The following is an 18,017-nucleotide window of genomic DNA, read 5'->3' as shown; positions in this document are numbered from 1 at the left end:
CCGAGGAACGACGGCTCCGCCCGATCTCTCGCCGCAGGCTCGACGACAGCTCTGCTCGACGGCTCTGCGCGATCTCGTCGCGCGTTGGGCCGACACCGCGCAGGACCGTCGCGTTATGCTGCGCTCTCGCGCGGCTCTCCACGTACCTCCACGAAGGCTCCGCCATGACCCTGCTGCTCGTCCCGCACCAGGTCACCCCCTACACCGCCACGCTCTGGATCGGCGCCGTCGACGAGCCTGTGCTCCCCACGCACGTCACGTACCGCGCGGCCCTCGGCTCGCGAGCGGCCTCGCTCACCACCGCTGGCGCCAGCGCGGGTGCACACTCCCTCGACGGCCCCTGGCGCAGCTTCAGCGTCCCCTCGAACGGCCCCACCCTCCACTACCAGCGCATCACCCTCCGCGGCCTCGAACCCGACACAAACTACCGACTGAAGCTCCGCACCCGCCGCGACCAGGATCCTCTCCGCGCCCTCGACCTCGGCCCCACCTCGCAGAGCGAGCCAGCCCCCCGCTCTGCGCGCACGCTCGACTCCCCCCCCAGCGCGGACGACACCACCACCGCCCGGGTCCGCACCCTCCCGCTCCGCCTCCCACGCCGCGACCAGGAGCCCTTCACCGTCCTGCTCGGCTCCTGCTTCTGCCACTACAGCCAGGCCCCTGGCCTCCTCGAAGCTGCCGTCGCGCGCATGCCCGTCGCGCTCCGCCCCAATCTCAAGGTCCTCTGCGGAGACCAGGTGTACCTCGACGCCCCCGCGTCCCGCTTCCTGCGCGCCACCCCCTTCTCCGACGAGGCCCTCTGCGCCAGCTTCTTCGACGCCTACCTCAAGACCTGGACCCACCCCGGCTTCTCTGCGCTCCTCCGCATGGGCGCGAACTACTTCACGCCCGACGACCACGAGCTGTGGAACAACGCCCCGAGCGCTGCGGCCTACGTCACCAACACCTGGACCCAGACCGGCCGTGACGGCTGGGATCGCAGAGCCCGCGAGCTGTTCCGCGCCTTCCAGGCCGCGTATTCCCCCGGGCCGGCATCGGCCCACGAAGCGGCGCGCGCTCCATCACCGCACGACGCCTCCTCCTCCGCGCCCTCCCTCGACCCGCTCTCTCCCTTCACAGCGCACACGGATGCCATCGCGGCCTTCCAGGCATCACCGACCCCCGCGGCCCATCCCCTCTTCTCCCTCGATGCCGCTTCCGGCCTCGATGCCGCTTCCGGCCTCGATGCCACTTCCGGCCTGCCGAGCCTTCGCGTCCCAGGCGCGAGAGCCTCGACCGCCGACAGCGACCCGAACACCGACGGGCATCCCCTCCCGCTCCAGATCTTCCACGTCGACCCCCTCTCTTTCGCCATCGTCGACACCCGCATGTACCGCGCCCCGGACCGGAGCCGCTTCGTCCATGCCGAGGTCATGGATGCCTTGCGGGACTGGGTGCGCGGCCTCGACGGCCCTGGCGTCCTCGTCCTCGGACAGCCCATCCTCGCCCAGCGCGCTGGCATCAAGGGCCACCTCATCGACTGGAACCTCACCGACTACGCCCAGATGCAGGACCTCGTGCGCGCCCTCTCCGGCACGCGCCACAGCATCGTCCTCCTCACCGGCGACGTACATTTCTCGCGCGTCGCCACCGTCCACCTCGCCAGCGGCCACGAACTCATCGAGGTCATCGCCTCCCCCATGTCCCTCGTCGCCGCCACCTCCCAGGGCGCCTCCAGCTTCCTGCGCCCCGAGACCGCGCGCCCCCCGAAGCACTTCCCCGTCCACCGCGTCCCTGGCGTCCCCAAAGGCTCCGTCAGCGTCAGCCCGAGCTTCGGCCCCCCGGGCGATCACTTCAAGACGCTCGACTTCATCGCCACCGGCGACTCCGTCGAGATGACCGTGCGCTACTGGCCCGTCGATCACCCCGACCGCAGCCAACCTCGCGCCCTCCGCCCTCGACCGCTCCGGTGAAAGCGCGCTCGAATGCCTCCCTCTCCCCCTCCGCCCACGCTCACGCCGTCGCAACCGACCTCGACGCCGCCCGTCCACGTCCCTGAGGAGACCGCATGATCCCCGTCCGCAACTCCCCCGAGACCCGCGTCAACCGGCGCGTCCGCGAGCTCCCTCCGGCGCCTGGCGAGGACAACATCGCCTGGCTGCGCCGCTCGGGCTTCACCTCCGGCATCGTCCTCCTCGGCGGCTGCGACCTCGTCCACTTCCGCCTCCGCGTGGCCCAGTCGCACGCCCGCCAGGACCTCGTCCCCAGCTACTGGTCCCTCGTCGGCATCCTCCGCCGAAAGGGAGACGACTTCAGCATCCTGTCCGCACCGCTCGATCACCCCGACGCCTCGCTCGTCCCCCGCAACAACGGCGTCCTGGAAGAGCCCCTCGCCCGCTACGCCAACCCAGAGCGCTACCCCAACATCGCCGCCTTCACCTTCCCCGTCCGGAGCAGCGAGATCCGCCGCGGCATCGAGCGCGTCCGCGGCCAGCGCAGCGCCACCGACCTGCCCGACCTCATCGTCCAGTGGCTCGCCTTCGTCTGGGGCGCGGGCCGCACACCGAACCCCTTGCTCGATCAGCACGGCATCCCGTGCGCCGCCTTCGTCACCGCCGCGTACGGCATCGCCGGCCTCGACCTGACCCCGGGCCTCGCCTCCACCGCGAACTGCCCCGAAGCCATCTGGCAATCCGCCCGGTGGTGGCACCCGTTCTACGCCGCACACCTCCCCCTCGGCGACGACATGGACGCCCACGGAGGCGACGCCCTCGAAGGCGACCTCGGTGCCGACGATCCCGCCCCCCTCGCGGGCGACGGCCCCCCCGCGAACGGCAGCCTCGCAGACAGCGCCCCGGCGGATGACAGCCCCGCCGAAGGGGACGGCCCCCTCGACGCCGACACCCAGGCCCCCCGGGGCGCCTACGGCCTCCGCCAGCGCGCCGCAGCGGTCACCTGGGGCATCGACACCTGACGGCACGCCACCACCGACATCGCGCCTCGACCGACGCCGCTTGACGCTTCCCCGGCGCGCGCTCGAAGCTCTGCCCGTGCCCCGCTTCTTCAACACCGCCGGCCCCAACGATCCCGCCGACCACTTCACCCTGCCGGCGCGCACGCGCCTGCCCACCCTCCGGCGGCTCATCGACCAGAAGCGCTACATCGTCTTCCGTGCCCCGCGCGAGGCCGGCAAGACCACCGCCCTCCTCGCCCTCGCCCGCGAGCTCACCGCCGAAGGCCACCACCTCGCCCTCCTCCTCCCCCTCGAACAAGGCCACCCCTTCCCGCACGACCCCGGCACCGCCGAGCTGGCCATCCTCGCCTCCTGGCGCCGCACCGCCGCCGCCTGGCTCCCGCCCGACCTCCAGCCGCCCCCCTGGCCCGACGCCCCCCCTGGCGAGCGCCTCGCAGCCGCCCTGAGCGCCTGGGCCGAAGCCTCGTCACGCCCCCTCGTCCTGTTCCTCGACGAGCTCGACGCCCTCCACGACAGCACCCGCCTGTCCATCCTGCGCCAGATCCGCGCCGGCTACCCCACGCGCCCCGCCCACTTCCCGCACGCCCTCGTCCTCGTCGGCCTGCGGGACGTCCGCGAGGTCGGCGCACCGCAGCTCCCCGCCCCGAGCGAAGCCCCCGCGAGCACGCGCACCCCGCAAGCGCATGGCAGCGCAGGCCTCCTCCAGCCCGGCAACGCCGGGTACTACCCCGCAGCCAGTGCGGCCTTCCATCCGTCGACCAGCGCGGTCGCGCCGTCGCCGGGTGCCACGAACGGCCACGCCCTCGGCAGCCCCCTCCACCTCGAGACCGAGTCCATCTCCCTGCGCAACTTCACCCGCGCCGAGGTCGCCGAGCTGTTCGGTCAGCACACCGCCGAGACCGGCCAGGTCTTCCTGCCCGACGCGACCGACCGCGCCTTCTTCCTGACCCAGGGCCAACCCTGGCTGGTCAACGCCCTCGCGCGCTTGATCACCGAGGACCTGGTCCCCGACCCCGCCGAGCCGATCACCACCGCCCACGTCGACGAGGCGAAGGAGCAGCTCCTCCGCCGCCGCGACCCGCACCTCGACCACCGGATGGCGCACCTCCACGAGCCGCGCGTGCGCGCCATCCTGGAGCCGATGCTCGCCGGCGGGATGCTCGGCACCGTGAGCGAAGACGACGTGCGCTACGCGCTGGATCTGGGCCTCACGCGCATGGACCCTGCCGGGGGTCTGGAGGTGACCAGCCCCATCGACCGCGAGGCCCTGGTCCGGGCGCTGACGTACACGCGGCGGGCGTCGCTGCCGCACTTGCCGGCCACGTGGCGCACGGCGGAGGGGCGGCTGGACAAGGAGGCGCTGCTCCGGGCGCTGCTGGACTTCTGGCGGCACCACGGGGAGCCGCTGCGCGCGGCGGCGCCCTACCCGGAGGTCGCGCCGCACCTGGTGCTGATGGCGTTCCTGCACCGGGTGGTCGAGGGAAGGTCGATCGAGCGTGAGTACGCGCTGGGTCGCGGGCGGATGGACCTGTGCGTGCGGGATGGGGGAGAGACGGTGGCGATCACCATCAAGGTGTGGCGGCCGGAGCAGAAGGCGGATCCGCTGCCGGAGGGGCTGCACCAGCTCGATGCGTACCTGGCGGGGCTGGGGCTGGATACGGGGTGGCTGGTGCTGTTCGACCGGAGGCCGTCAGCGCCACCGCTGGCAGAGCGGCTGGGGGCGGCGCCGATAACGAGCCCGGGGGGGCGGAGGATCACGCTGATAAGAGCTTGAAGGTGGGAGGAAAGGGCAGAGAAATATAAGGGGATGAGGCGGGGTGGGGCCTATCAGAGGTCGGAGTAGAGCTTCACGGTAGGGAGGTTGTCGCCCATGTGGCTAGCGGATGTGCCGCGAGCGTCGGTGTCGCCAAGCCCCAGCTGGTCATGGTCGTTGGAGCCCCAGCACTTGACCGTCCCGTCGTTCAGCGACGCGCAGGTGTGTGAACCACCGGCCATGAGCGCCACGGCGGTCTTGCCTGTTCCAAGATTCACCGCAGGCAAGCTATCGCCCATCTCTCCTGGCCTATCCCCGCGCCACTCCATGTCGCCAAGCCCTAGCTGGCCATAGTCATTGTAACCCCAGCATTTCACCCGGCCATCGTGCAGCAGCACGCATGCTCGTAACCAAGCGAAAGCTAGCGCTCCAGCGGGCAGGGGTTGCCATCGTCTGGCACGTCGCCGGTCTGCGGAATGGTCTTGGTGTGTCCAGCACCGTCACAGACCAGCTTGGCGCAATCACCCTCGATCTGCCATGGCAGGGGCGTCCCCGCAGGGGCTCCCTCACAATACAAGGCGTACTGCTCTTCATCCAGCAATCCCTCCTCGATGCCCGCGAGCAGATTGCAACCTTCCAAAGTGGCAATCATCCCGGCGATTCCAGCAACACACAAGCTCGAGCGAGAATGCATTTCACCATCTCCCTTGCACCACGGCGAATACAACACGGCGCGGCTCCGGAGTCGCAGGACGCTCGCGGCCCATGTCCCTCGCAACGTTCGACACGACGCACGTTCCAGCACGCACCGCAGAGGACGCTTCCAACCCGTAGGACCTACGACCGGAGGCTACGCCTGCTTCCCAGAAGCGATGATTCGCCCAGGATCCATGGCCGATACCGCCATATGGACACCCAGTGCACGGCCCACCGCCCGAGCAGAACGCTTGCATCACCACCTCCCCTGCAGCAGCACCCCTCCCGGCACCACCGCCACCCGCGCGCGCCCCAGCTCCCCGGCCCCCTTGTCCTTCCCCCTCGCTGGCGCCGTGAACCACAGCACCGCCCCGCCGGCCAGCAGTGCGCCTCCCGCGATCATCGCGACCGTCGACCCGTTCCCCAGCGCCAGCGCCTGCTCCCGCAGCGCGAAGCCCTCCTGATTGCATAGATTCTCCGCATTGCAATGCCCCTCATTGCTCTGCCCGTTGCGCGCAATCGCCAGCCCCCCGAGCGTCGCCCCCACCCCCACACCGATCACCCCCACCCCCAGCGCCACCAGCGCCGCAGGCCGCTGCCAGGCCCTCTCCGAAGGCGCCTCCTCCGGCCCTCGTCGCCCCTCGACCGCAGCCGGCGCCACCGTCTCCACCACGAGCGGCTTCACCTCCACAATCACCGGCGCCCCCTCCCCGCGCACCTCCACCGCCTCTTCCCACGCTCGCCGACCGGGCGCCGTGGCCACCAGCCGATGCGCTCCGGCATCCACTGGCAACGCTGACTCCCACTGCTCCTCTCCAAGCGTCACCCCGTCCCACGCGATCACCAGCCCCGCGATTGCCCGCACCTCTGCCGGCACCGCGACCGTCAGCATCGCCAGACGCGGCTTCAACACCGCCGCCGCCGCCACCGCCTCCCGCAACCGCTCCGCTTGCCCCGTACGCCCCGCCAGCGTCTCCACCAGGCTGTACTGGGCCCACGCGCTCGCAAGCCGCCCTGTCTTCTCGTAGCACTCCGCGAGCGTCAGCTTCGCCCCCAGCCCCTCGGGGATCAGGCGCGTCACCTCTTCCAGCTTCGGGCACGCCGGCGCGAACTGCCCCGCGTCCATCTCGGACACCGCTTGATCGTAGAGCGACTGCGCGCTCGCCACGGTCTGCGCATCCACGGTTTGCGCGCGCGCTGGTGGGCTCACGAGCAGACCGAAGGACAGCGCGAGGGTCAGGACACCACAGGTACGGCAGCGCTTCAGTGACATGATCCGGCCTTCTTTCTCCGAGCAGAGAACGCACGCCCAGCGCTGTTCCCTCAGAAGATCCCTCGCCTCGGGGCAGCCGTCGGTGTCGGTGTCGGCGCTGGCGTCGGTGCGGGCGCACGCCGCGGCGTCGAAGGAGATGCCGACGCTGCAGTCTTCGTCGACGCGCTCGGCGCACTCGGCGCGCTCCCCGACGTCCCACCCGACACCGAGCCCTCCTGCGCCTTCACGGCGCCTGCCTGCTGGCCTGATTCCGCCTTCGGCTGCACGCTGGACGCGCTGGACGCCAGCGGCGACGCGCTGCTGGCCGCGGTAACGACCGGGGTGACCTGGGGCTCCGACGGCTCCCTTTCGACCAGCGCCAGCGCATCCGCGGACGCTGCGATGTCTCCCACGGGCACGGCGAGGTCGCCCTCTGCGCCTCTGCTGGTGGGCGGCGAACTGGACGGCAGCGGAGACGGCTCCGCGGCGGAAGACACAAGGTCGACTTCCGAACCGCGCAGCGAAAGCCACACCCCACCCACGCCCAGCGCGATCAGGCCCGTCACCACGCCGAGGCCCACCGCGAGCTTGACGGCCCCGCTCCCCGCTCCATGCGATGGCGCCGAAGGTCCCCAGCTCTCCCCGCTCGTACCCGGCAGCGAGCCGACCGCAGGCCTTCCAGACGGCATCTGGAACGTGCCGGAAGGCGTCTGCCCCAGTCCCGGCGTCTGCCCCAGCCCTGCCGGCGTCTGCCCCAGTCCCGGCGTCTGCCCCAGCCCTGCCGGCGTCTGCCCGAAGGCCGTCGGCGTCCTCCCCAGCCCCGCTGGCGTCTGCCCCAGCCCCGCCGACGCTTGCCCCGCCCCGACCGCAATCCCTGGCAGTGACGGGTGACTCGCCCCCGAGCTCCGCTCCCACGGCACCACGCCCCCCAGCACCGCCCGCAGCGCCTCCACCAGCTCCCCCACCGACTGGAACCGCTGCTCCGGCTTCTTCTGCAGGCACCGCTGCACCACCGCGTCCAGCGCCACCGGCAGCCCGGGCCGACGCTGACTCGGCAGCACCGGCTCCTCCTGGAGCACCCGAGCCACCACCTCGGTCAACGTCTCCGAGAAGAACGGCACCTCCCCCGTCAGAAGCTCGTACAGCACCACCCCCAGCGCCCAGACATCGCTCCGCACATCCGCGTGCCGCGCCCGGAACATCTGCTCTGGCGACATGTACAGCGGCGACCCCATCATCGCCCCCGTCTTCGTCAGCTCCACCTTGTCCGGTGTGACCTGCTTCGAGATCCCGAAGTCCAGCACCTTCACGCACGGCGTCCCGTTCGGACGCCGGATCAGAAACAGATTCGCCGGCTTCAGATCCCGGTGGATGATCCCCAGCGCGTGCGCCTCCCCGATCGCATCGCAGGCCTGCACCACATACGCGATCGCCTCCTCGGCCGGCAGCGGCCCCCGCGAGCGCACCACCTGCTTCAGATCGCTCCCCTCCAGGTGCTCCATCAGCATGTACGGCGCGCCCGTCTCGAGCCGCCCCACATCGTGCACCCGCGCCACGTGCTCGCCCTTGAGCCGCGCCGACGCCCGCGCCTCGCGCAGGAACCGCCCCACCGCCTCCTCGTCGCGCAATGCCTCGGGCAGCAGGAACTTCACCGCGAACAGCTCCCCGAGATCCTGGTGCCGCACGGCGACCACCACGCCCATGCCGCCCTGACCGAGCACACGCTCGACCTTATATTTACCGAGGAGAACATCACCAGGTTGAACGGGCGCTGCCATGGAATGAGGGGCAAGGGTGCTGTAGCGGGCAGCCGCGGAGTTAACCGGCGGCCATCCAGGGCCCTTCGGTCGACCGTAAGTGCCAAGACGACGCCAGGCCAACTAAAGCCCGAACGAGGCCACGCAACACCAACAGCCCATAGCATTCGCCTGCAGCGCGAGAATGCTCGACCACGCCCATGGACGGGACCTCACCTCGACGCCCACACCCAGCAAGACGCTCGAGACCAGCGTCACCTTCATCAACCCGCCAGAAGGCCCCCGCACGCCTCGCAGATACCTTGCGACCCCAACCGAACTCTGAAACTCTTTCTACCAAGCACCCATGGGGCACCCTCGCATCGAGAACGGCACCCCCTTCGCCTTAGATCTCCTCTTCCTCCTCGACGAAGAAGGCCGCTCCCTCCTCGTCCCCCTCGTCCAGGCCACCTACGCCATCGTCCCTGGACGCGGCCTCGTCCTCGCCGACGAACAGCTCCCTCCGAGCCTCACCGGCGAGACCTGGGGCGAGGACCCGGCCGTCTCCAGCTACCGCATCGAACCGGCCTTCGCCTTCACCAAGCCTGCCACCGACGTCGTCCTCGTCGGCCACGCCCACGCCCGTCGCACCGCCGAATCCCAGGTCGTCTTCAAGGTCGGCCCCGTGGGCAAGACCCTCCGCGTCCACGGCGACCGCTTCTGGGTCCGCAGCGCGGGCACCATCGCCCCCACCCGCCCCCTCCCGTTCGAGCGCATCCCCCTCGCCTACGAACGCGCCTTCGGCGGCTGGGACCGCAGCCATCCCGATCCGAGCAAGCACACCTTCGACCCCCGCAACCCCGTCGGCACCGGCTTCCGCAGCGCCGAGACCCGCTTCGAGGAAGGCATCGCCTTACCCAACCTCGAAGACCCGAACGACCCCGTGAAGCACTGGGGCCAGGTCGTCGCTCCGGCGGGCGTCGGCTTCCTTTCGCCCCACTGGCAACCCCGCGCCGCGCTCGCGGGCACCTACGACGAAGCCTGGCAGAAGGAGCGCATGCCCCTCCTCGCCCGCGACTTCGATCGCCGCTACTTCAACGCCGCCTCCCCTGGCCTCGTCGCGCCGGGCTACCTCCGCGGCGACGAACCCGTGCTGGTCGAGGGCGCCTCTCCTGCGGGACGCCTCTCGTTCCGCCTCCCGGGCGGCAAGCCCCCGAGGTGCCGTGCTGCCCTGACCCACCGCGGAGACGAAGAGATCCCCCTCCACCTCGACACCCTCATCATCGACACCGACCACGACCGCGTGCTGATGCAGTACCGCGGAGCCACGACACTCCGCGACGGACCGCACGACGTCGACGCCGTTGTGCTCACCGCCGTGCAGACGGCGCCTGGCCGAGCGGTCGTCCCGCGACCCGTGGAGGAATGGGCTTGATGAGCAGGGAGCAGACGTCCCTCACGCTCGCCGCGCGACGGAGGCCTTCCCGCGCGACGGAGAACTTCCCGCGCAAACGACGCGGAACCCCTGCCGGCGGTGAGTCACGAGCCTTCACCGTGAGCAACGAGCATGCATTGCACCGGGAGAGCCAGCCATGGGTGTGACGGTCGGCGTGAATGGGATGTCGGTGGTTCACAAGGACAGCAGCGGCGTCTCGCCTTGCTTCCCCGACGTCTGCAAGACCCCTTCCCCGGCTGGCCCCATTCCCCTCCCGTATCCCAACGTCGCTCGGTCCAGCGACACGGCGAAGGGGACCAAGAAGGTCAAGTGCGACGGCAACCCCACCTGCATCGCCAGCTCCAACTTCAGCACGAGCATGGGGGACGAAGCGGGCACTGCCGGCGGCGGCGTCGTCTCGAACAAGACCAAGGGCAAGGCCGAGTTCGTCAACTACTCCTTCGACGTCAAATTCGAGGGCAAGGGCGTGGCGCGGGCGTTCGACATGATGCTCCACAACGACAAGAACACGCCTCCCACCCCGGTCATCCAGAAGCCCATGATCGCCCTGCACAAGGTCGACGACATCAAGTCGGAGTGCCCCTGCTGCGAGGAGGCCTTGTGAGCGGTCGAGCGCAGGACACCGCAGCCTTCGCCGCACCACGGCGCGCACGCTGAGCCGAGGCTTCGCTGGCATGAGCTCCACGCCCCCCCACCTTCCTCCCTGCGGCGTCACGGCCATCGGCATGGTCAGCTCGCTGGGACGGGACGCCCTCTCCTCGTGTGCAGCGAGCAGGGCGGGCCTCAGCATCCCTTCCGAGCTGAAGGTCGTGGACGTCAAGACCCAGGCCCTCGTCGGCGAGGAGAAGTACGACGGGCCGCCTTCCCTGCTCGGACACATCGTGCGCGGTCAGGCCGAAGGCTTCGCGGGCCCAGGCAAAGCGCTGGTCCTCGGCACGCTCGCGCTGCGGGATCTGATGAACCGCCGTCGCCTCTCTCTCCAGGAGCAGCGCCACACCGGTCTCGTGGTGAACCTCTCGGACTGGGCGATGCAGGATGCCCTCGCCGTCCACCCGCCTCATCTCTCGACCGATCCCTTGCCCTCCGCGGCATGGCGAAAGCAGACCGCCACCTTCGCCCAGCGCCTCGCCACGAAGTCCGAACTCGACCTCGCCCCCACCTGCCAGGTGACCTTGCACGGCGGCAGCGCCGGCATGGCGCTCGCCGTACGGGAAGCGATGACCCTCCTCCATGCCGGGAAGGTCGAGCGCTGCATCGTGGGAGGCATCGACTCCCGCGTGGAACCCTCGTTCCTGAAGGCCGCTGCGGTGCTGAACCGGCTGCGCACCACGGACAACCCCGTCGGCCTGACCCCTGGCGAAGGCGCCGCGTTCCTGTTGCTCGAGCCGCTCTCGAAGGCGGGCCGACTCGGCGCCCGTGCCCAGGTCGACGCCGTGGCTTCCGCGCTCGAACCGGCCAGCTCCTTCGCCGACATCCCCCCGACGGGCGCCTCGCTGGCGCAGGCGATCCTGGGGGTCCTGCGGAAGGAGCCCCCACGCGGAGCCTTCTGGTTCGTCGGCGATCTGAACGGCACGGAACGCAGAGCTGCGGAATGGGGCCGTGCGATGGCCCGCGTCCATGCGTCGGTCACGCTCGACGACGTGCCCTTGTGGCTCCCGGCCGCGTCCTTCGGCGACACCGGCGCTGCCAGCGCGGCCATGGGCACCTGCCTGGCCGTCCGCGCTTTCGAACGAGGCTACGCACCTGCCCGCGCGTGCACCGTGTGGATGTGCTCCGAGGGCGCGAACCGAGGGGCGCTGGCGCTGCGCCGCCTCTCCGACTGACCGAGGCAATCCGCAAGGAGGCGACCATGTCCGGCAAGAAAAAGCACATGCCACCGCCCGACGAATTGAACTGGAAGTTCAAGCGTCATCGCAAAGGGGACACGCACATCGAGAACTGCAGCGATGGCTACAAGCCGACGGATCGCGGTTCCGAGCGCTTCAAGTCTGGCGGAAAGCAGAGATTCATCTGCGAAGTGCACCACATCCTCTGCGTGCATGCCTGCTCGGACGCGACGCTCCCCAGAGGCATCACCGAAGAAGAGCGCAAATTCATCAGGAACACGCTGGCGATCACCGATTGGGACATCAATGCCGGGCACAACAACATCGGGTTGCCACGGAAATGGGCCTACGTGCTCGATGGCGATGAAACGAAGCGAGCGAATTCCGGCGGTCTGAGCGACTGGAATGGCTTGCCTTGCCACCAGGTCGACCACGACATCTATCTCACCAAGGTCAAGGAGTGGGTGACCGTCAACATCTGGAACAAGATCCGGGCGAACAAGTCGGCAGAGAACTGCGAGAACATGGACCCGGAATCGGTCCAGAACATGTTCAAAAAGGGCAGCGACAGGTGGAGGGCGCTGCTGAAGAAGCGAGGCTCCGCGTTCGGCGGCACGCGCTCGTCCCTTGCCTACTGCGCTTCGAGTCAATCCGATCCGATCAAGGAAGCGACGTGGCACATCCCCTTCTCCATGGCGATACCGGAGAGTTCCATCCGCAAACGCCAGAAGCCTTACGGGACCGGCGAAAACAAGGCCACGAAGCTCGAACGCGCCGGACTCTTGAACGCCATCAAGTGAGCCACTGAATCCCGACAACCATCGAATCTCGTTCGAGGAGTGCACATCACCATGAGCTTCTTGCTTTGGAGACCCGGATCCGCGACCGATGGCATCTGCAAGATCCTGGAGGTCGAAGGCGTCGAGAAGTCCTTCGAACTCGACGACGGCGCCCCGCGCGCCGCAGGCTGGCCAGCGGATGCGCATTGCCGCATGGATCCGGACTGGCCCAAGGACATCGCCCTGGCGGACAGCTTGCTGGGCGCGAGCCTCGTCGTGATCTCCGGCCGCGTGAAGAAGGCCCTCGACGAGGCGCAGCTCACGAACGTGGAGCTGCTCCCCATCGAGATCATCAACCACAAGGGACGGGTCGCCTCGGAGGACTACTTCATTCTCAACCCGACCGAGATCTGCGATTGCATCGACAAGGACGCCTCCAATGTCGAATGGAACGACCTCGACCCCGACTCCATCTGCGGATGTGACGCCTTGATCCTCGATGCCGCAGCCGTCCCCGAGACGCTCGCCGTCTTCCGCTTGAAGCACTGGAAGAACCAGATCGTGATTCGCCGCGAGCTGGCCGAGAAGCTGCGCGCCCAGGGCCTGACCGGCCTCAGCTTCCTCGAACCCGAAGACTACATGGGCATCGGCTGAGATGGACCTCGCCGCCGTCCACGAAGAGCTGGTGTCGGAGCTGCATCACGGCCTGCCGTACGTCGGCACCGCCCCGATCGCCGCGCTGGGAGACGAGTTCGACGCTTTCGCGAAGCAGTTCGAGGCCCTCGGGCTCTGCCACCTGCTCGAGTTCGGCGACGAGGACGAACTCCGCATCAACCTGGTGCGCAGCGGCCACGCGCGCCGGTACTTCCTGCGGCGCTCCCGCGACGAGGGCAACGTGGACGACAGGCACCTCGCCCTCAGCCGCACGAACAGCTTCCTCGCCGCCGCTGCGGCCGGCGACGCGGCGCTGGCGCGGCAGATCGCCGAGGCGTCTCCGGAGGCCTGGAACGGCGACTGGGAGTACGAAGACGATCACTGCTTCTTCCTCCTTCTCCACCGCCTCGCGCAGCAAGGCCATGCGTTTCCGCAAGCCGACGTCCAGCCGATCCTGGACCGCTTCGAGCGCGCCCTCGAAGGCGCGACGTCAGCGCGCCACGCCGTCTGTCAGGCGCTCGTCGCGGGGGATGCGGCGGCCTTCGCCACCGCGCTCGCCGAGCGAATGCAGGAGGAAATCACCAGGAACGATCAGCTCCGCGACTCCGCGGCGGTCCGCGAAGGGGACGTCAGCTTCTGGCCCAACAGCTTCATCTCCCTGGAGGGGCTCGCCCTGTTGAACCTGGCTCGCCTCCGGGGCCTGACCGTCCCGCCGGACCTCCCCCTCCCGCTCTGCCCCGACCTCGCGCGCCTCCCCTGGACCACCGTCACCGCCGACGACCTCTTCGAAGCCATCGCGCGAGAAGCCTGATCGCGACGCCCGCGCGAGACGCCCGACGCGGCCCCCCAGCGACGGCCTACCCCCCGGCCGCGCCCTCCGCGCCTACCCCCCCGGTCGCGCCCTCCGCGCCTACCACCCCGCCGCGTACAGCCGCACCGCTGGCAGCGCATCCCCCATCTGCCCGGGCATCCCGCCTCGCGCGCTCGTGTCGCCCAGCCCGAGCTGCCCGGACGTGTTCCCGCCCCAGCACTTCAGGTTCCCCGCCTCGAGCCGCGCGCACGTGTGCGTGTACCGCGTCACCACCAGCGTCGTGCTCGCCCCGGCGCCCAGGTCGATGGCGGGCAGCGCGTCGCCCATCTCCCCGGGCCCGTCCCCGCGACGTGACGTGTCGCCGAGCCCCAGCGCCCCGGCCGTGTTGTTGCCCCAGCACTTGAACGAAGCGTCCTCCAGCAACGCGCAGGACCGGAACACCCCCACCGACAGGGCCACCGCCTTCTTGCCCGTTCCCAGGTCCACCGCCGGCAGCGCATCCCCCATCTCGCCCGCGGCATCTCCCCGGTGCGCCGTGTCGCCGAGCCCGAGCTCTCCCGAATCGTTCCCACCCCAGCACTTCAGCGACCCGTCGTTCAGCAGCGCGCACGTGTGGAAATGCCCCGCGTGGACCGCCACCGCCGTCTTGCCCGTCCCCAGGTCCACCGCCGGCAGCGCATCCCCCATCTCGCCCGCCCCGTCCCCGCGATGCTCTGCGTCTCCCAGCCCGAGCTGCCCCTGACCGTTCCCGCCCCAGCACTTCACCGACCCGTCGTCCAGCAGCGCGCAGGCGTGACTACCGCCCACCGAAAGCGCGGCCGCTGTCCTCCCGGCGCCCAGGTCCACGGCCAGCAGCGCATCGCCCATCTCCCCGGGCCCATCCCCGCGCGGCGCGGTGTCGCCGAGGCCCAGCTTTCCCCCCGTGTTGAAGCCCCAGCACTTCACCGATCCATCATCCAGCAGCGCGCACGTGTGCCGGTCACCTCCCCCGATCGCGAGCGCCGTTCTCCCGGTGCCCAGATTCACCGTCGGCAGCGCGTCACCCATCTCCCCGGGCCCATCCCCGCGCGGCGCGGTGTCCCCCAGCCCGAGCTGCCCGGAGGTGTTCGCTCCCCAGCACTTCACCGACCCACCGCCCAGCAGCGCGCACGTGTGGTTGTCGCCCGCGGCGAGCCCCACGACGGTCACCCCCGTGCCCAGGTCCACGGCGGGCAGCGCATCACCCATCTCGTCCGCCGCATCCCCGCGGGGCTCCGTGTCGCCGAGCCCGAGCTGCCCTTGCACGTTCCGGCCCCAGCACTTCACCCGGCCATCGTGCAGGAGCGCGCACGCATGGTCGTAACCCATCGCCAGCGAGAGCACCGCTTCCTTCACGCAGTCCGACGTGCAGCCGTCGAGGCTCACCGTGTTCCCGTCGTCGCAGCCCTCGCCCTCGGACACGAACCCGTCGCCGCACGCGCAGCCTTCGCCCTCTTCGTTCACGAGGCCATCGCAGTCCTCGTCCTCGCCGCCTGCGTCGCACACCTCGACGGCCGGCAGCACCTCGCCCTCGCAGACCCCCGGCGTCCCGTCGGGATCACAGCGCATCGTCCCGGACCGACAGCGCCCTTGATCCTGCGTCCCGGCAGGCCCCGTGTAACACGTCGCCACGTCGCCCAGCGGCGTGTGCTGCGGCGTCATCCCCACGCACGAGTCCAGCGTGCACGGGTTCCCGTCGTCGGGCGCGTCGGTCTCCAGCGCCACCAGGGTCACCCCGCCCGAGCCATCGCAGACCCGCGCTGCGCAGTCGCCGGGCGTCTGGTCCGGAAGCTCCGTCCCTGCGGCGGCATCCACGCAGAACGCCTCTCCTCCGGGCCGTTCCACATCGGAGCCACACCCCTCGACGCCCACGGTCACCCCGATGATCCCCACCACGAACAGGCCCACGCTACGACGCATCCGCTCACCCTCCTCGGCCTCGGCGACACGACCCGTCCATGCCCCCCTCCATGGATCGCCCTGCCCCCGATATCCAGCTTCGGTCCAAGGCCCTCGCCGCGACCACGACCACCGCCGCAGCCACCACCAGCGCCTGATGACGGCGTCCATGAAGCACGGCGCGTCGACGACGACAACCGCTGTCCATCGACGACACGACCTCGTCGGCCCTCGATGGTTCACGCTCATCGGCGAGGGGTGGAACCTTCCACGATCGACGATCGACGGCACCCAGCCCCTGAACTCGAGGTCCCCACACAGCCTGCACGATGCGTCAGAACGGGCTGACGAGCGACGTCTTACCCGGTCCCCACATCCCTTCCCGGGTGACTCTACGCTCGACTCCTGCCTCCACACCTGCCCCCACGACCACGGAGCGCACCACCTCGACGCTGCGCTGGATGCCCCCTCCGCTCTACCTCCCCCACCTCGAGCTCCTGTGCGGCGCTCAGGTCAATCTCGACGCCCCCTTCTACGACACTCTCCACGACTGGTCCCACGACATGCTGCGCGAACGCTTCTCCGCGACTCCCCATGCCACCTGGACGCCCCTGCCGTCGCCAACATCATCTCACTCTCAGCCGTGTCATTGTTCACACTCACGACATCGACGCATCGAGGAGTTTCATCAGCACTTCGGCGGCCCTGTCAGCAACTGTGGTGAACAGCTCGCCACGTTCGAGCGCGATTCCAGGCGCATCGAGAAAGTAACTGCCACGCACTTCGAATTTCAGATTCGCATCCTGCAGCGACTTCCCCACATCCTGGATGATCTTATTATGAACCGCGATGCTCGAAACAAGCTTGATGTGGCCATCACGACCATCTTTCCGAAACAAGAAGCTCCCATAAAACAGCTTCTTGTGGATCTTTTTCACAGGCCGTATTTCCTTTGCATTGACCGAACTCCTGGCGGCCACATCAAACGGCTTATCTCTCACTTGATTGATCTGAACAAACCTGTCTTTGCAAGCTCGAAGTAGACCGCTGATACTCTCCTCGATGTGAAGACGTGCTGCACCAAACGCCTTCTGCTCCTCGGGGCTCAGAACATCGTCATAGCTCGCGTCCTCATGGAGGATCTGCTCCCAGTAGTCACCATGGCTTGCTGCAAAAGCAAACACATCTGTAATCGCGCCGTTCATGATTCCCTCACCGCCTCCACCAGGTCCAGAGCCGCACGTTGCTCATAAAATGACCATCGCTCAAATCCACCATCTCCACACAATCGAAGCAAACCCATGGCTATTGTCTTCAGATAACGTGCGAGATAGTCGACAGTCCCGCCGTCACCAGTAGCGAAAGGCAACCAGACGCGCAGCACATCGCGGAAGTTCAGGGGAACGAACTCGACATCGCTTTTCGGCAACCTGGCCCCCGGCAGTGTCAGGTAGACGAGCACCCCGTGCTGCGTGCTCTTGATCTCGTCCATCGCTTGACGATAGCGAGCAAGCTGCTCGTTCCCTTCTCCCGAGTCGATCTTGGTCTCCAGGAAAATGAGCGTGTCTTCCAGGCTGATGCTCACGTCGACACGCCCCGTCGAGATCCTTCTTTCACTCTCCACCGTCACCTTCGAGCCAGGCGAATACATCGGCTCGCCGAGATCACGCTCTCGGCAGGCTTCTGCGATGAGATCGATGAATGCGGTGAGGAGCTTTGGAGCCAGCTCCGACCCTTCGGTGGGATCGAGATGGTACGTGAGCAACTTGGTGTGGATGGGCTCATAGCGGGTTTCACCCATCGGCCCGAGTAGATCAGGCGTGACTTCGAGAGCGCGCAGGGCTTCGCGTTGCGGTGGGCTCAGCGCTGCTCGACGCGTTTCATTGGCCTGCTTCATCCGCGCTCGAAGCTCGTCTGCCTTGGCCATGACATGCGTGCGGAACAGGTTCAGCCCTTCCGTCTCGTCGATGCGGACCCGGGCTCCGAGCCGTGCGAGCTCCTTTACATAGTCGTGCAGCGAGAACCCCTGCTGGAGCGGCGGTGTCCTGGCCGTCCAGAGAGCAGCGAGCCTCTTCACATAGTCCGACATCGACTGGACCGGAGTCGACGCAACCTCGCTCATCATTGCCTCCAGGAGCTGTTCTGGTTCCTCGTTCAGGGAGAGGGTCTCGAAACCGCATCGGC

The 18,017-nt window shown here is 68.8% G+C and carries 16 protein-coding genes; 9 read left to right on the top strand and 7 right to left on the bottom strand.

Annotated elements, in window-relative coordinates:
• The first annotated feature begins 164 nt into the window (after positions 1-164).
• From CMC5_RS22425 to CMC5_RS22415, 3 genes are all read left to right on the top strand, one after another.
• Positions 165-1,952 carry a metallophosphoesterase family protein gene (locus tag CMC5_RS22425; protein WP_050432335.1) on the top strand — a complete coding sequence of 596 codons (1,788 nt, stop codon included), beginning with the start codon at positions 165-167 and terminating at the stop codon, positions 1,950-1,952.
• Between the two features lie 95 nt (positions 1,953-2,047).
• Complete coding sequence (locus CMC5_RS22420) at positions 2,048-2,953, top strand: hypothetical protein (protein ID WP_050432334.1); 906 nt, start codon at positions 2,048-2,050, stop codon at positions 2,951-2,953.
• 76 nt (positions 2,954-3,029) lie between these two features.
• The gene (locus tag CMC5_RS22415) at positions 3,030-4,727 is read left to right on the top strand and encodes an ATP-binding protein (protein ID WP_156338804.1); all 1,698 of its coding nucleotides are present in this window, start codon (positions 3,030-3,032) and stop codon (positions 4,725-4,727) included.
• A gap of 53 nt (positions 4,728-4,780) precedes the next feature.
• On the opposite strand, the gene CMC5_RS22410 is transcribed toward CMC5_RS22415, so the two are convergent.
• The 4 genes from CMC5_RS22410 to CMC5_RS22395 form a co-directional block, all read right to left on the bottom strand.
• Positions 4,781-5,146 carry an RCC1 domain-containing protein gene (locus tag CMC5_RS22410; RefSeq protein WP_082362703.1) on the bottom strand — a complete coding sequence of 122 codons (366 nt, stop codon included), beginning with the start codon at positions 5,144-5,146 and terminating at the stop codon, positions 4,781-4,783.
• On the bottom strand, positions 5,128-5,358 hold the full coding sequence (locus CMC5_RS22405; RefSeq protein WP_050432331.1) for a hypothetical protein: 231 nt from the start codon (positions 5,356-5,358) through the stop codon (positions 5,128-5,130). The genes CMC5_RS22410 and CMC5_RS22405 overlap by 19 nt, the downstream gene beginning before the upstream one ends.
• Positions 5,359-5,658: 300 nt before the next feature.
• Positions 5,659-6,675: an outer membrane protein assembly factor BamD gene (locus tag CMC5_RS22400; RefSeq protein WP_050432330.1), complete on the bottom strand. Its 1,017-nt coding sequence runs from the start codon at positions 6,673-6,675 to the stop codon at positions 5,659-5,661.
• A gap of 50 nt (positions 6,676-6,725) precedes the next feature.
• A complete protein-coding gene (locus tag CMC5_RS22395) occupies positions 6,726-8,432 on the bottom strand; it encodes a serine/threonine protein kinase (RefSeq protein ID WP_063796331.1) in 1,707 nt (568 codons plus the stop codon).
• A 325-nt stretch (positions 8,433-8,757) separates the two neighbouring features.
• On the opposite strand from CMC5_RS22395, the gene CMC5_RS22390 reads away from it, so the two are divergent.
• From CMC5_RS22390 to CMC5_RS22365, 6 genes are all read left to right on the top strand, one after another.
• The gene (locus CMC5_RS22390) at positions 8,758-9,825 is read left to right on the top strand and encodes a DUF2169 family type VI secretion system accessory protein (protein WP_050432328.1); all 1,068 of its coding nucleotides are present in this window, start codon (positions 8,758-8,760) and stop codon (positions 9,823-9,825) included.
• Between the two features lie 157 nt (positions 9,826-9,982).
• Positions 9,983-10,450, top strand: a complete 468-nt coding sequence (locus CMC5_RS22385) for a DUF4150 domain-containing protein (RefSeq protein ID WP_050432327.1) — start codon at positions 9,983-9,985, stop codon at positions 10,448-10,450.
• Positions 10,451-10,520: 70 nt separating this feature from the next.
• Complete coding sequence (locus CMC5_RS22380) at positions 10,521-11,669, top strand: hypothetical protein (protein WP_050432326.1); 1,149 nt, start codon at positions 10,521-10,523, stop codon at positions 11,667-11,669.
• A gap of 26 nt (positions 11,670-11,695) precedes the next feature.
• Positions 11,696-12,472, top strand: a complete 777-nt coding sequence (locus CMC5_RS22375; protein ID WP_156338803.1) for a hypothetical protein — start codon at positions 11,696-11,698, stop codon at positions 12,470-12,472.
• 51 nt (positions 12,473-12,523) lie between these two features.
• Positions 12,524-13,105 (top strand): imm11 family protein, encoded by a 582-nt coding sequence (locus CMC5_RS22370; RefSeq protein ID WP_156338802.1) that lies wholly within the window; start codon positions 12,524-12,526, stop codon positions 13,103-13,105.
• A 1-nt stretch (position 13,106) separates the two neighbouring features.
• On the top strand, positions 13,107-13,916 hold the full coding sequence (locus CMC5_RS22365; RefSeq protein WP_050432323.1) for an Imm49 family immunity protein: 810 nt from the start codon (positions 13,107-13,109) through the stop codon (positions 13,914-13,916).
• Positions 13,917-14,015: 99 nt separating this feature from the next.
• Here CMC5_RS22365 and CMC5_RS22360 read toward each other — a convergent pair whose 3' ends face one another.
• The 3 genes from CMC5_RS22360 to CMC5_RS22350 form a co-directional block, all read right to left on the bottom strand.
• Positions 14,016-15,854, bottom strand: coding sequence for an RCC1 domain-containing protein (locus CMC5_RS22360; protein ID WP_050432322.1), 1,839 nt, complete (start codon positions 15,852-15,854; stop codon positions 14,016-14,018).
• 638 nt (positions 15,855-16,492) lie between these two features.
• Positions 16,493-17,038, bottom strand: coding sequence for a hypothetical protein (locus CMC5_RS44830; RefSeq protein ID WP_156338800.1), 546 nt, complete (start codon positions 17,036-17,038; stop codon positions 16,493-16,495).
• Positions 17,035-17,922, bottom strand: a complete 888-nt coding sequence (locus CMC5_RS22350) for a PD-(D/E)XK nuclease family protein (RefSeq protein WP_169796617.1) — start codon at positions 17,920-17,922, stop codon at positions 17,035-17,037. Before CMC5_RS22350 ends, CMC5_RS44830 begins: the two co-directional genes overlap by 4 nt.
• Positions 17,923-18,017 lie beyond the last annotated feature (95 nt).

Origin of the sequence: Chondromyces crocatus (genome assembly GCF_001189295.1) — a bacterium.
GTDB lineage: Bacteria > Myxococcota_A > Polyangia > Polyangiales > Polyangiaceae > Chondromyces > Chondromyces crocatus.
This window is presented reverse-complemented; position numbering and strand designations above follow the sequence as displayed.

Coding starts and splice junctions, on each gene's coding strand:
- CMC5_RS22390 (WP_050432328.1), top strand. CDS start 8,758: ATGGGGCACCCTCGCATCGAGAACGGCACCCCCTTCGCCTTAGATCTC.
- CMC5_RS22350 (WP_169796617.1), bottom strand. CDS start 17,922: ATGTCGGACTATGTGAAGAGGCTCGCTGCTCTCTGGACGGCCAGGACA.
- CMC5_RS22380 (WP_050432326.1), top strand. CDS start 10,521: ATGAGCTCCACGCCCCCCCACCTTCCTCCCTGCGGCGTCACGGCCATC.
- CMC5_RS22370 (WP_156338802.1), top strand. CDS start 12,524: ATGAGCTTCTTGCTTTGGAGACCCGGATCCGCGACCGATGGCATCTGC.
- CMC5_RS22400 (WP_050432330.1), bottom strand. CDS start 6,675: ATGTCACTGAAGCGCTGCCGTACCTGTGGTGTCCTGACCCTCGCGCTG.
- CMC5_RS22360 (WP_050432322.1), bottom strand. CDS start 15,854: ATGCGTCGTAGCGTGGGCCTGTTCGTGGTGGGGATCATCGGGGTGACC.
- CMC5_RS22420 (WP_050432334.1), top strand. CDS start 2,048: ATGATCCCCGTCCGCAACTCCCCCGAGACCCGCGTCAACCGGCGCGTC.
- CMC5_RS22405 (WP_050432331.1), bottom strand. CDS start 5,358: ATGATTGCCACTTTGGAAGGTTGCAATCTGCTCGCGGGCATCGAGGAG.
- CMC5_RS22395 (WP_063796331.1), bottom strand. CDS start 8,432: ATGGCAGCGCCCGTTCAACCTGGTGATGTTCTCCTCGGTAAATATAAG.
- CMC5_RS22375 (WP_156338803.1), top strand. CDS start 11,696: ATGTCCGGCAAGAAAAAGCACATGCCACCGCCCGACGAATTGAACTGG.
- CMC5_RS44830 (WP_156338800.1), bottom strand. CDS start 17,038: ATGAACGGCGCGATTACAGATGTGTTTGCTTTTGCAGCAAGCCATGGT.
- CMC5_RS22425 (WP_050432335.1), top strand. CDS start 165: ATGACCCTGCTGCTCGTCCCGCACCAGGTCACCCCCTACACCGCCACG.
- CMC5_RS22385 (WP_050432327.1), top strand. CDS start 9,983: ATGGGTGTGACGGTCGGCGTGAATGGGATGTCGGTGGTTCACAAGGAC.
- CMC5_RS22365 (WP_050432323.1), top strand. CDS start 13,107: ATGGACCTCGCCGCCGTCCACGAAGAGCTGGTGTCGGAGCTGCATCAC.